The 13,511-nt window shown below is 43.4% G+C and carries 12 protein-coding genes; 7 read left to right on the forward strand and 5 right to left on the reverse strand.

Annotated elements, in window-relative coordinates; all coding sequences use genetic code 11:
* Positions 1-17 precede the first annotated feature (17 nt).
* Together IAQ59_RS14195 and IAQ59_RS14200 are read left to right on the forward strand one after the other, a co-directional pair.
* Positions 18-506 carry a hypothetical protein gene (locus IAQ59_RS14195; protein WP_209331495.1) on the forward strand — a complete coding sequence of 163 codons (489 nt, stop codon included), beginning with the start codon at positions 18-20 and terminating at the stop codon, positions 504-506.
* Between the two features lie 3 nt (positions 507-509).
* Positions 510-944 (forward strand): nuclear transport factor 2 family protein, encoded by a 435-nt coding sequence (locus IAQ59_RS14200; protein ID WP_209331496.1) that lies wholly within the window; start codon positions 510-512, stop codon positions 942-944.
* A 94-nt stretch (positions 945-1,038) separates the two neighbouring features.
* Here IAQ59_RS14200 and IAQ59_RS14205 read toward each other — a convergent pair whose 3' ends face one another.
* Together IAQ59_RS14205 and IAQ59_RS14210 are read right to left on the reverse strand one after the other, a co-directional pair.
* Positions 1,039-3,438, reverse strand: coding sequence for an endonuclease MutS2 (locus IAQ59_RS14205; RefSeq protein ID WP_209331497.1), 2,400 nt, complete (start codon positions 3,436-3,438; stop codon positions 1,039-1,041).
* Positions 3,435-3,779 carry a DUF4296 domain-containing protein gene (locus IAQ59_RS14210; protein WP_342450706.1) on the reverse strand — a complete coding sequence of 115 codons (345 nt, stop codon included), beginning with the start codon at positions 3,777-3,779 and terminating at the stop codon, positions 3,435-3,437. Before IAQ59_RS14210 ends, IAQ59_RS14205 begins: the two co-directional genes overlap by 4 nt.
* Positions 3,780-3,884: 105 nt before the next feature.
* Here IAQ59_RS14210 and IAQ59_RS14215 point away from each other — a divergent pair, with 105 nt between their 5' ends.
* The 3 genes from IAQ59_RS14215 to IAQ59_RS14225 are packed head-to-tail and all read left to right on the forward strand — an operon-like array spanning position 3,885 to position 6,688.
* Positions 3,885-4,763, forward strand: a complete 879-nt coding sequence (locus IAQ59_RS14215; RefSeq protein ID WP_209331498.1) for a DUF58 domain-containing protein — start codon at positions 3,885-3,887, stop codon at positions 4,761-4,763.
* Positions 4,756-5,655, forward strand: a complete 900-nt coding sequence (locus IAQ59_RS14220; RefSeq protein ID WP_342450707.1) for a hypothetical protein — start codon at positions 4,756-4,758, stop codon at positions 5,653-5,655. The genes IAQ59_RS14215 and IAQ59_RS14220 overlap by 8 nt, the downstream gene beginning before the upstream one ends.
* A complete protein-coding gene (locus IAQ59_RS14225; protein ID WP_209331499.1) occupies positions 5,648-6,688 on the forward strand; it encodes a vWA domain-containing protein in 1,041 nt (346 codons plus the stop codon). The genes IAQ59_RS14220 and IAQ59_RS14225 overlap by 8 nt, the downstream gene beginning before the upstream one ends.
* Before the next feature lie 57 nt (positions 6,689-6,745).
* Here the strand turns inward: IAQ59_RS14225 and IAQ59_RS14230 are convergent, their stop codons facing one another.
* Together IAQ59_RS14230 and IAQ59_RS14235 are read right to left on the reverse strand one after the other, a co-directional pair.
* Positions 6,746-7,264, reverse strand: a complete 519-nt coding sequence (locus IAQ59_RS14230; RefSeq protein ID WP_209331500.1) for a hypothetical protein — start codon at positions 7,262-7,264, stop codon at positions 6,746-6,748.
* 147 nt (positions 7,265-7,411) lie between these two features.
* Entirely contained in the window at positions 7,412-7,858 is a 447-nt protein-coding gene (locus IAQ59_RS14235) for a bactofilin family protein (RefSeq protein ID WP_209331501.1), read from the reverse strand.
* A 609-nt stretch (positions 7,859-8,467) separates the two neighbouring features.
* Here IAQ59_RS14235 and IAQ59_RS14240 point away from each other — a divergent pair.
* Positions 8,468-8,881, forward strand: a complete 414-nt coding sequence (locus IAQ59_RS14240; RefSeq protein WP_209331502.1) for a response regulator — start codon at positions 8,468-8,470, stop codon at positions 8,879-8,881.
* Positions 8,882-9,035: 154 nt separating this feature from the next.
* Here the strand turns inward: IAQ59_RS14240 and IAQ59_RS14245 are convergent, their stop codons facing one another.
* Positions 9,036-9,569: a hypothetical protein gene (locus tag IAQ59_RS14245; RefSeq protein ID WP_209331503.1), complete on the reverse strand. Its 534-nt coding sequence runs from the start codon at positions 9,567-9,569 to the stop codon at positions 9,036-9,038.
* Between the two features lie 375 nt (positions 9,570-9,944).
* Between IAQ59_RS14245 and smc the strand changes: the two genes are divergently transcribed.
* A complete protein-coding gene (smc, locus tag IAQ59_RS14250) occupies positions 9,945-13,496 on the forward strand; it encodes a chromosome segregation protein SMC (RefSeq protein ID WP_209331504.1) in 3,552 nt (1,183 codons plus the stop codon).
* The last annotated feature ends 15 nt before the right edge of the window (positions 13,497-13,511 follow it).

Below are 13,511 nucleotides of genomic sequence, written 5' to 3' on the forward strand. Positions count from 1 at the left end.
GTTCCTACTCAATCAATATGAAGTATTTCGGCATAATATTCTTCCTGCTAGGCTTGACATCTTTCACTTTTTTTTCTTGTTCAAATGAGGATGAAGGCCCTGAAAAAACACCAGAAGAGATCGCTATTGAATCACTTGCAGGGACTTCTGAGCAAACCTGGACCATCAGTGGCGGAGGGTCAGTTTCACGAGACGGGGCATCGTTGACCAATAACTACACAGATTTTGAGGTAACCTTTCGAAATCGAGGTTCCGCTGGACTAAACTACGAAACAACCGGCAGTAATGGGTTATTTGATCCCTCTGGGTCATGGTCATTGGAAGGTGAATCCTACAGTCTGTTGCGACTATCGGGCATACAACCTGTTGCAAACAGGGACATTTCGTACGAAAAGCAAGGAACCGATCTCCGATTGGAATTCACTGTACCAAATCCAACGGAAGCTTCTGCCAGGGTGGAAGCGCTCGTAGGGTTTTACGTATTTACTCTAAAACCAAAACCATAACCTATGTTTAAATTTTCATTGCTTTCCCTTCTTTTGCTTTTCGGTGTTTCGATGCTTGGCGCTGCCCAAGGCAAAGATCTTTTAGCTGTAGAAAAAGCCATTTCGGATCTCCGTGAAGCGATGCTTAGTGGAGACGCAGCCGCACTAAAAGCTATCTCCTCCAAAAACCTCACCTATGGCCACTCCAATGGAACCATAGAGAACCAAGCGGCATTTGTGGAGGCATTGGCAAGTGGCAACAACAATTTTACACAAATCACCCTTGCTGACCAATCAGTGGAGGTACTGGGAAAAATAGCCTTGGTAAGACATAATCTCACTGGCTCCACGCACAATAAAGGCGCTGACCCGGCCACAGTCAACCTTGGTGTTCTTTTGGTCTGGCAAAAGGAAGGTAAAAACTGGAAACTGCTCGCAAGACAAGCTTTCAAACGCTGAAGACCTGATACCCCTTCCCGGAAACACTCCAAGGTACTACTAACAAGGCGCTGGCATCTTCCGATCCCAGCGCTTTTTTTCAGTTGGAACCATCTCAATTTTCCTTGAGAAATACCAGCGTGACGCCCGATCCCCCACGATCTACATGCTCATCTTCAAACCTACTGACTACAGGCATGTGACGAAGCATGTTTCTACAAAGATCCCTAAGAATTCCATCCCCTTTGCCGTGTACCACGCGTAGTTCGGTCCTCCCTAGCATATAGCCATCATCAATAAAGTTTTGTAACAAGGGCAAAATCTCCTCTCCTCGCTTGCCGCGAAGATCTAAGTTGGTCGAAAACTCCAACATGCGGGTGTGAGTACTGAAGCCCGAGCTTCGCGCCAATGCCTTTTTTTCCTTTTTAACTGCTGTGTTTGACACCCTTTCCAAGCGGGACAGCTTGACCTTTGATTTAAGGTCACCTATGGTGATTTCAGCAGTACGTTGCTGAATGGCAATCACTTCAGCAATCGCACCATTATCCTTCAGCCTTACCTGATCCCCCACTTTGATCTCCCCATCTAGCACTTTTATCTCAGCCGTGGGTTGGGGTAGCTTGCTTTTCTCCGGCTTGATGGATGCTTTGTGTTCCTCCAGTGATTTTCGGACTTGTTTGGTTTTCTCCTTATCCGCTTTGTTTTCCTTAATCTCGCGAATTGTATTTTCAATCCGCTTGTTTGTGTCATCCAACAAGGCCTTTGCCTGCACTTTCGCTTCGTTCAAAATCTGCTTCTTGCTGGATTCCAAAGTCGCCTTTAATTCAGTGTATTCAACCAACTGTCTGTTGAGTTGCTTTTCCTTTCGTTCATTTTCCAAAAGAAGCTGTTCATAGCGGTTTTTCTCACCCTCCAACTTAAGCAACATGCGGTCGTAGTTCACCCTTGTTTCACCCACTTGCGCTTTGGCATGTAGGATGATTTCTTCGTCAATGCCAATTTTCTTGGCAATTTCAAACGCAAAAGAGCTTCCTGGCTTTCCCATTTCAAGCTGATAAAGCGGCTCTAAATGCTCCACATCGTAGCGCATTGCCCCATTGACAAGACCTTGGCTTTTTGAGGCCAATTGCTTCAGGTTTCCATAATGAGTCGTGATCACTCCAAAAGCGCCAGACTTGTTCAACGCAATCAAAATACCCTCGGCTATGGCGCCACCAAACTGAGGTTCTGTCCCGGTCCCAAACTCATCAATAAAAAACAAGGTCCGCTTATTGGCAAAACGGGTGAAGTTTTTCATGTTCATCAAGTGGGAGCTGTAAGTACTTAGGTCGTTTTCCAGGTTCTGTTCATCACCGATATCTATGAAAAACTGGTCGAACACCGTACATTTTGACTCCGGTTCCACTGGTATCAGGATTCCGCACTGAAACATGTATTGCAGCAGGGCGATCGTCTTTAACGTCACAGACTTGCCTCCTGCATTGGGACCGGAGATTACCAGTATTCTTCGATTGGGATCCAACGAAACATCAATCGGTACGATTTGCTTCTTTTGGGCCTTTAGGCTCAGTTCGAGAAGGGGATGCCTGGCCTTTTTCCAGCTTATCTGCTTACTTCTTTCCAGATGCGGCTTATTTCCCTCAATCTTTAGGGCAAATTTTGCCTTTGCACGAATAAAATCTACCAGGCCCAAAAAATGAAATGCCTTTCTTAGGTCGGGGATATATCCGCGGAGTATATCTGTCAGTTGGGTAAGAATTTTCTGGACCTCTCTGCGTTCCATGTATTCCAGATCCCTAATATCATTGTTGATATCTAATACTTCCGCAGGCTCCATGTAAACCGTTTGCCCGGTGGCGGACTCATCGTGGATAAAGCCTTTGATTCGTCGCTTATATTCGGCCAATACCGGCATGACCATTCGGCCACCCCTTATGGTGACAGAGGCATCTTCCGGTGTAAAGCCTTGGGATTTAGCTTGACGAAAAACAGCATCCAGCACTTTGCGGAGGCGGCTTTCCTCGTAGAGTAACTGGCTACGTATCATCGCTAGCTCTTGTGTAGCGTTGTTTTTCACCTTTCCCCTTTCATCCAGTACCCGATCAATGGCTCTAATTAGGGTCCTATCATCGTTTACCATACCCAAAAGCTGGAACAACTGCGGATATTCCTGCTCGTTGTAATTAAAAAAATCCACGCAAGAAGTAAGTGTTTGCAGTCCTAGCTTGATTTCGTGGAACTCCTCTTCGTACAGAAATGTACCCTCAAGGCGGGCCTTATCCAAGTAGGGATGAATATTTACAAAATTGGTAGTCGGAAAATATTCTCCAGACAGCAATAGGCGCTTAAATTCTTCGGTCTGATCCAAAAGCCGTTGGATCAGAACCGAATCTCTTGAAAAGGAAATCTTTTGGACAAAGTCCGACCCTAAACTGCTACTACACTCCTCCCTAATCAATTCCCTGATTTTATCAAAACTGATCTTCTGCTCTAGGTTAAGGGGATATATCTTCATTTACTGGTTTCAGCTCTTTTTTCAAATACGGATAAGGAATCAATCGCTCTTTCGTATACTCGCTCCATGAAGGACGGATATCTCAGGTAATATTGGAGGCTAGCCATATAAACCGAATCGGAGACCCGATGTTTTTCGAAAATCTCCCTTTCCAAAATAGGGTACACCTTTTTTGAAGAGTCATAGGGTATGGGTAACGACTGCACAAACCCTTCCGTAAGGTGGATATCCACGACGATGGCGACCATCTGATCTTCTGACAACAATCCCGGAGGCTTATCATCAGAACTACAAGAGCCATAAAAGAAGCATGCCGCTACTAACCCGATAAAATATTTCACGGGGCAAAATTACCCAATTCTTCACAATTTTGACAATATGTATCCACATTGTCGTTTTATTATTCAGCCGAGTACCTTAAATTAGGCCTTTTATAGACCGCCCACATGAACCAACTAATCAAAAAACTGCGCAGGTATGAGATCATGCTCCGAAAGATTGCCAACAACCATCTCCAAGGAGACTATCAATCTATATTCAAAGGGGCGGGCTTGGAATTTGATGATTTAAGGCCTTACCAATATGGTGACGATATCCGCACTGTAGAATGGAAGGTATCGGCAAAAGGACATGGGACTTTTGTAAAAACCTTTAAGGAAGACAAAGATCAATCGGTCTACTTTCTGCTGGACATCAGCGGGTCCCAGGATATAGGCAGTAAAGAACAAAAAAAAATCGACACCAGTAAGGAAGTGGCCGGCGTACTCACACTCGCTGCGATATACGAAGGAAGCCAAGTAGGATTAATCAGTTATTCTGATCAAAAAGAAAAAATCATTGTGCCCGGCAAAGGGCCGAGGCAAGCGATCAAAGTCATCCAAGGAATTTTTAACCATACCAATAGATCTGTGAAAACAGACCTTAGGGGAATGTTTTCATTTTGCCTTAACCTCATAAAAAAGCGGAGCATCATTATCGTGATCTCTGACTTTATTGACGAAAACTACGAGCAGCCCTTAAAATCCTTGGCAAACAAACACGATGTGATCGCCATTCAGGTTACTGACCCGCTCGAATCTGCTTTACCATCTTTGGGTATCATACCGGTTTATGACAAGGAACTCGGGAAAACTACGTGGGTAAATACGGCCTTTGGCGGCTTTGCAAAAAAGATCTTTCAGTCCTTCCACCAAGACAGGGAATCATTAAAAGATTTATGCAAAAAAAATCAAATCAATTACCTGCAGATTGACACAAGGCAAGACATTGTCTTACCTTTGATGGAACTATTTAAAATCCGAAACCGAAGCATGAAGCGTGGCTAAAACAGGCTATATTTACTTTATTCTATTTTTATTGATCGCCCAGTTCAAATTGCCTGCACAGGAAGTAAGGGTTCGTGGGTATTTTATGCAGGATTCGGCCAAGTTAGGAGAACGTGTAACCTACGTGCTCAAAGCAGAATACCCTGCTGACATGAACCTGTTGTTCCCCGATTCGCTGCATAATTTTGGCAGCATGGAATATCTGGGAAAACAGACCTTCCGTTCGGTTACCCGGGACACCCTTACGACAGACAGCGCACTGTATTTCCTGGCCAACTTCTCGTTAGAACCGGTGAAAATGTACCATTTGCCGGTGTTTGAGATATTGCGGTACGACAGCATCACCCACCGGCCCGCAGATGCGCCTTTGGCACTGAAACTGGTTATCGATGAACTCCCTGACGCCCTGGCATTTCAAGAAACAAACGCATACCAAAAACTACAACGCGGCTTTAATTACCCCATACTTATTTTGATGACGGTGGTAGTCTGTATTCTCCTCGCTGCGGGTTATGTATTCTTTGGCGACCGACTGAATCGACAGTGGCTTATCTACCTTGAGAAAAAACGAAGGCAGCGATTTGTTTTACGATGGGATAAGGCACAGGCGGTTTTCTTTGAAAAAAAGGACTTAGAAGCTGCCGATGAGCTCTTGGGGGTATGGAGAGGTTACATGGAGTCGTTGACAGGTCGGCCTTTTCGAGAGTGGACTTCTACCGAGATTGCCCAAAACCTCGAGCAGCCAGAACTGGTAAAGGACTTAAGAGAAATCGAAGTAGTCATCTATGCAAACCGAGTAACCGAAGGCATCAGGAAAGCCTGTGAACGTATTTCTTCGTTAACAGAACAGGAATTCCAAAGAAAAATTAAAAATCTCCACGGCCATGAATGACATGAACAGCTATTTTTCGTGGACCTGGTTTACGCCAGAAACTTTCCGATCCTATGAATGGGAAAATCTTTGGGCACTACACTTGCTTTGGGTAATCCCTCTTTTACTGCTGATCCGAAAGTTTACGAAAATCCTGAAAAACCCCCGCTTGGAATTATCTATTCCGAAAATGGCTCCGAGATCCAACCCATGGACTTACCTAAGACTGGTACCTATGGGTTTTTTCACCCTTTGCATGTGGATGGTAATTATTTCCCTGGCAAGGCCTCAGCGAACAAATGAAAAAGTAGAGCAATTTACAGAAGGCATCGATATCATGTTGGTATTGGATATCTCTGAATCCATGGATTTACAGGATTTCACCCCCAATAGACTGGAAGCAGCCAAAGTAACCGCAACGGAATTTATTGAAGGAAGATTTGGAGACCGGATAGGAGTCGTGATCTTCTCTGGAGAAGCATTCTCACTGGCACCGCTAACCACCGACTATGATTTGCTTAAAGACTTGATCAAAGATATTTCGTTTAATATGATGGATGCCAAAGGTACGGCGATAGGGAGCGCATTGTCCGTTGCGACCAATCGAATGAGGGAATCTGAAGCCAATTCGAAGGTCATGGTATTGCTCAGCGACGGAGACAATAATGCCGGAAATGTGGACCCAATTTTTGCCGCCCAACTCGCGGAGGCAATGAATATCAAAATCTATACAATTGCCGTAGGCAAAGACGGTATGGTTCCCTACGGAACCGACTTTTTTGGTAGGCCGCAGATGGTGGAGAGCTATCTCAATGAAACCACCCTCAGGGATATCGCCCGTATAGCAAAAGGAAGGTTCTATCGTGCAGCTGATGGTGATGCCCTCGAAGGAATATTCGACGAAATCGATGAACTTGAGAAGGCCGAGATTACCGAGTCTCGGTATAAGGAAACCATCGACTTCTACCGAGTATATCTCCTGTGGGGGATGGGCTTTTTCTTCGTTTGGCTTCTGCTTAAAAATACGTTCTTCAACAATTTCTTAATCGATTGACATAGCGGTAAATAACTATTTTAAGCACCAACTAATCCCTCTTTCGGAGTTGTCTTGTTAAAAATGCCTACGATTTAGGATCTCAGAAACCACCACGGCCTCTCTTAACGTATTCGGATTCTTCAAAAGTTGCGCATAGGGATTTCTGTTGCTTTTCGTAGACAGAGATGCTACGTTGCCGAGAATCCGCTTATCATCGTGGATATCCACCTGATCGTCCAACTTTACAAGGGGCTGTTTACTTTGATATTTTTCATAAGCTTCAGCCACTCTTCCGCGAGCCGCAGAAGGCGCTACCTCTTCCCTCACCACATACGGCTTGGTTACGGGGGCATCTTTGATCTCAGGCTCTTTAGGTCTACCCGTGGGCACCAAATCATCTTCCTTTTCACCTTGTTGCTTTCGGATTTCCCTTAATAAATCCTCGAAAGTCCCCCTTCTGGGAATATCCTGCGGAGCATCCCGATTTTCACCTGTTGCTTCCCCTTCCTTTGGCAAACCCTTCTTTTGTTGGAGCGCTGAGTAAATGAAGTAAATGACAACCGCAATGATGTAAAATATAGTTCCTGCATCCATGCGCATGAAGTTACGGAAATGTGGGAATAATATGAAGAAAGGACCGGATTAAAAATAATGCTAACCCTTCAAGAAACAGCAGGTGCCAAATCCAAAACAGCCATCTCCCCCGCAGGAAGATGGCTGCTAACTACTTCAAAAACATGCTTACCCTACCGATAGGTGAAGGCTGCTAATACTCCTTCTATCAGCATTAAAGTCAATAGGTTCCATAGCACCGACGTTTTGGTGTTCCGCGGATAGCCTCCCCAAGTTGGCCTCAACGGTGGCTCCCGGTTCTATTTGGAAATGTACAGACCGCAGGGTACCGCTGACGCTACCTGTTGCTTCGATCTTTGCCAATTCACCAACCAAGGCTTCACCGACAAACTCCCCCATTACACAGAGGTTGGCGGCCCTTACATTCCCAATTACATGACCCGTCTTGCCTATCACAACCTTCTTCGAAGTCGTGATATTGCCTTCTATTACACCCTCTATCCGAATGTCACAAGTGGACTCTAAGTCACCGATCATTTTAAACCCATCGGCGAAAAAGGAAGAAATGACCATCCCCTTATGTACGCCCTCTGAACCTCTGCTACTTTTCCACATATTATATTTCTTTAGGTGATTAGTTATTAAACGAAAGCCAAAAAAATCACGGAATGCCAAAGAAGCGTTCCGGTATAGATCGAATTAAAGCATATTTCCATGGATTTACAACGGTAAATTTCACAAAGCAAATTGCCTACCACAACCGGAAAAAAATTGTGTATGAGGATAGTACGTATGTTTAAAAAACCACCAACCTTCCCCGAATCCTTTGTTTTGCAATTATTAGACTAATCCAATATCCAACTGCCTTTTACAAAAAATCACAGCGGTTAAAATACGTCTTTTGTTTTACCAATTACAAAATTCCTGCAATAAAAGGAATTCACCCCTCATCCGATAGTACTTTTTCATTTAGGATATCCAGCACATTATTAGACATCAACGGCACTTTACAAACTTCAAACTAACAATTAATCGAATATTTACATTTTTAAATCATTTATTTTAACAATAAAGAAAACACAAAATTTTATACCATATAAAATCTGGCATAGAAATATTTATTTTTAAGAATTTACGCTTACCTTGCAACGTAAGCGATTTTTAATCGGATGTGAAGGCACAAGAAGAATTACATCAAATCACCTAATCAAAAAGAGATAAACCATGAAGAAGAAACTAACGACACTAATCGTCGATGACGACAAACTGGCGTTGCATTACATTATGAGAATGGCCAAGGAAACGGAGATACCCGGCACATTTCATACAGCAGAAAATGGACGGGAGGCACTCGAAAAACTGGAATCCTTGCACGACCAATACGAGCAGTTTTTGGTTTTGCTGGACATAAACATGCCCGTAATGAACGGATGGGATTTTCTAAAAGCACTGGTTTCTAAACCCTATAGAAAGCAAATAATGGTCGTTATCGTGACATCTTCTACCTTGAAATCAGATAAGGAAATGTCCAAAAACTTCGAAGAAGTGATTGGTTTTATCGAAAAGCCCCTTGCTACAGCCACTTTGAGAGAAGTATTGCATCTTTTTGACAATAACCTGATTGTGACGAAAAATTAGCGGATAAGCCTTGACTATGCTTAAACGACTTGGGCAAAAAAAAGCCGACAACCCCGTATGAGTAGTGTTGCCGGCTTTTTGCTCGTAGCTGTATAAAAAACCAAATTTCGTGTGCGCTCTATTGCCAATCAAGTAATTTAAAAAATCAGTGCTTTTAACTTTGAAAACTCGTCTGAAAGGCAAGCTGATCGTTAAGAACCAGTTCACCTACTTTTCCTAAAATCCGTCGAAAATGCACACTGTCCTTCGTCTGACCTTCAAACCGAATCTTTGCGACTCCCGCACCATCCACCAAATAAATCGGATTCTGTACCCTGCGTGTTCCCTTTTTATCCTCGGCGTTTTCCAAAGACGCCATGAGGTTTTCATTCTGGTAAAAGACCGGAAACAAATCCTCGTCTGGTAGAAACGAATTGATCCAATTTGTGCACTCCAAATGTTCTGCAAAGGATCGGCTGCTGAATCCTACCAACTGACAGTTCATATTGCGCAAACTTGCCAGAAAATCTTCCAGATTTTTTCGCTCATCTTCATTACTCGGAATCAAATCATAGGGATTGCTATAGATGAGCAGCCATTGATTTGTAAATAGCTTATTCAAAAACGTATTTCCGAAGTGGGTTTTAACGGGGATACTCGGTATCTTCTTGTTTACCCAGACCATGTGTTGATTTTCATATTGTCTCATTATTTCTAGAATTTATAACACCGCCTTTTGATCCTTTGCTTAATATACTAAATATAACGTATAAAAAGTATTTTAGTGACTACTAACGACAATATTTCGACAAATCATGACAAAAATCATGTCAAAACCTGATGATTTAATTCCTCCTTGATAAATGAGCTCTGCAAATTTTTCAGAACGCCTCGAAAACTCCCAATCCAAGAAGAGAAAATGAAGCAGCTGTATTCAAAATTTGAACCCTTGCCACACCGAAGGGGCAAGGCATTTCTCAGCTTCACGGATATAGGACAACGTTGGATTGACCTGGGATACCCGCCCGGGGTATTGTTAATCTCCCTTATCTGCTTATTTTTGTCCTGATCAATCGTTTCTGTGATGCAGCTTTCAAAACTAGAAGTTCGGGGATTTAAAAGCTTCGGTGACCGGGTCGTGATTCACTTCGACAAGGGCATTACAGGAATAGTAGGCCCCAATGGTTGCGGCAAATCCAATGTAGTAGATGCCATCCGTTGGGTCCTTGGCGAGCAAAAGACACGGATGCTTCGCTCGGACAAAATGGAGAATGTAATCTTCAATGGTACCAAGAGCCGAAAGCCGTTAAATATGGCAGAAGTCTCCCTTACTTTTGACAATACAAAAAATCTGCTCCCCACAGAATATACTCAGGTAACTATCACCCGAAGGTACTACCGATCAGGGGAAAGCGAATACTTGTTAAATGGGATCAACTGCCGGCTGAAAGATATCACCAATCTTTTTATGGATACCGGTATCAATTCCAATAGCTATGCCATCATCGAGCTAAAAATGATCGATGAACTGCTCAATGACAAAAACAACTCGAGAAGAGAGCTTTTTGAAGAAGCGGCAGGGATCTCGAAGTTTAAAACCAGAAAGAAAGAAACCCTCCGAAAACTGGAGGGCACCGACGCAGACTTGGCCCGGGTAGAAGATTTACTCTATGAAATCGACAAAAACCTGAAATCCCTGGAAAAACAAGCACGCCAAACAGCAAGATATTTTGAGATCAAAAAAGAATACAAACAGGCAAGTATTGCTTTTGCCAAAAAAGGAGTTATCCATCAACGGGAAAGCCTGCTGGAGCTGAACCGACGCATACAAACCGAAAACGACCTAAAACTGAGTATTCAGACGCAGCTTGCAGAGAAAGAAGCAAATTTAGAAACCCAAAAAGCGGCGCTTATCCAACGCGAAAAGACCCTCTCTTCACGTCAAAAAGCCCTGAATGAACAAGTCAACAAAATCAGGCAGTTTGAAAGCGATAAAAAGATTAAAAACGAACGCCTGAGGTTTTTGGAAAACCGGGCGCAATCTCTACGGGAACAAATAACGCAGGACAAAAAGAGTAACGATAGAGCTGCCTTTTCAATAAGTTCATTGAAACAGGAAATGGCCATAGCAGAAAAATTATTGGCCGAAAAAGAAGTCCAAGTAGGCAGTCTACGGGACATCTACGAGGAAAAAAAACGCCAACTTCACGTCATTCAGGAACGACAAAAGCAGCTTAATAACGAGGTATCAATAAAAAAAGACCGGATTTACCAACTATCCAAATCTCAGGAAATCAAACAAATACAAGTATCCACCCTAAAACAGGAACTGGAAAAAACCACCTCCGATGACAGCAACCAAGAAGAAACCCTGACGGAGTTTTCGGATAGACTCTTGGACATAAAAGCTACATTGGATGAAAAAATGGCCGGCCTCGGAACACTGAAAAACCAAGAAGAGGAACACCTGCAAAAATTGGAGGAGGCCAATCATACCGTGGATATTATCAAGGAAGAACTCACACAGCTCAGCCGAAAACTGGACGCCAAACAAAACGAGTTCAACCTCACAAAATCCTTGGTGGAAAACCTTGAAGGCTTTCCAGAAGCGATTAAATTCCTGAAGAAACATTCCAACTGGGGCAAAGACATTCCGCTGCTATCGGATATACTCACTACTGAAGAAAAATACCGGGTCACCATCGAAAACTACCTGGAAAACTACATGAACTATTACGTGGTAGACACCTACCAGGAAGCGGTGACTGCGATTAACCTGCTCAGTGATGCCGCCAAAGGAAAAGCCAACTTCTTTGTGCTGGAGCATTTTGGCCGATTCAAGCCTTCTCATAGTAAGATCTATCCGAATACCATACCTGCTACCGAAATCATAGAATACGACGAAAAATACGCACGTTTGATTTCCTACATCCTTGACGACGTATACATCGTAAGGGGAGGTATACAGGATATCCCGACAGAAGAGGAAGCTGTCTTCATTTCCGAAAACGCCAAATACATCAAACGAAAATTCAGCCTATCGGGCGGGTCGGTAGGGCTATTTGAAGGTAAGCGAATAGGAAGGGCAAAGAATCTCGAAAAATTGGAGAAGGACATTAAAGACCTAACCCGAAAAATCTCAGGTGTACGTTCCAACTTGGATCAAAAGATATCCGAACTCCTAAAGCTCAAAGAGATCAGCTTCAAAAGCCAAATTGAAACCCTTCAGCAGCAAATCAACGAAATCAACCAAGAATATGTCTCGGTCAAAACCAAAAAAGAACAACTTGGCGAGCTGCTCTCCTCCAACGCCACCAAAAAAGAGGATATTCTGGCCCGTATCGACACCCTCGTAGGCGAATTAGAGGAAATCTCACCGGTGTTAAACGAAGAACAAAAATCTTTTGCCGAATGGGAGGCCGAGCTTTTGGAAAAAAACGAAGAAGTTCAGGAAGCGGCTGACCAGGTGACTCAGCACTCTCAAGCGTATAATGAAGAAAACATCCTCTACCACCAGCACATGAACAAATCCAATGCGCTGGAGCAAGAGATCTCTTTCAAGCAAAGTACCTATGAAAGCAGTAAAGAGCGAATAGAGAAGGGGCAGCAAGAGCTATCACAAATAGACCAGGAAATTCGAAACCTGATCGACAACAACGAACTACAAGATGATGAATTGATCGAACTGTACGGGGAAAAAGACCGGATCGAATACGGTGTAAATGAAGCCGAAAAGGAATACTATGCGCACCGCGCGCTTATTGACGATATAGACAAAAACATTCGGGACAGTCAGCGGTCATTAACCAACATTGACACAGTGATCCTTGAACTTCAACAAGCGCTGAACGATGTAAAGCTAAAACTAAACGGACTGCAAGAAAGGCTTAGCATTGAATTTGAACTGGATCTTGAAAAAATAATGGAGGAAGATCCAGAGGTGGATCCAGAATACCGGGATAAATCCGAGGAAACCATCCGAGAGGAAGTGAAAAAAGCAAAAGACCGCCTTGAAAAAATCGGCCCGATCAATCCAATGGCCATGGAAGCCTACGACGAAATCAAGGAGAGGCACGCCTTTATCACCGGACAGCGGGATGATTTGGTAAAGGCTAAAAACTCACTCCTCGAAACCATACAAGAAATAGATGAAGTTGCCAAAGAGACGTTCTTAGGGGCATTTTCAAAAATAAAAGAAAACTTCGTCAAGGTATTTAGATCTCTCTTTACCGCTGAAGATGACTGTGACTTAAAGCTTCTGGAGCCGGATAACCCCCTGGAAAGCGCCATAGAAATCATCGCCAAACCAAAAGGGAAAAGGCCACTTTCCATAAACCAACTCTCTGGAGGTGAAAAAACCCTCACTGCTACCTCTCTGTTGTTTTCGATTTACCTCCTAAAGCCCGCTCCCTTTTGCATTTTTGACGAAGTGGATGCGCCATTGGATGATGCCAACATTGATAAGTTTAACCAAATCATTCAGACTTTTTCCAATGAGTCGCAATTTATCATAGTGACACATAATAAGCGTACAATGGCAAGTACAGACATTATCTATGGTATCACCATGATTGAAGCAGGAGTGTCTAGGGTAGTTCCGGTAGATCTTCGAGAACTAGTGGATGATATGCAATAGCCGCATTGAGGATTG

The sequence above is a fragment of the Lunatimonas salinarum genome (assembly GCF_017811155.1).
GTDB lineage: Bacteria > Bacteroidota > Bacteroidia > Cytophagales > Cyclobacteriaceae > Lunatimonas > Lunatimonas salinarum.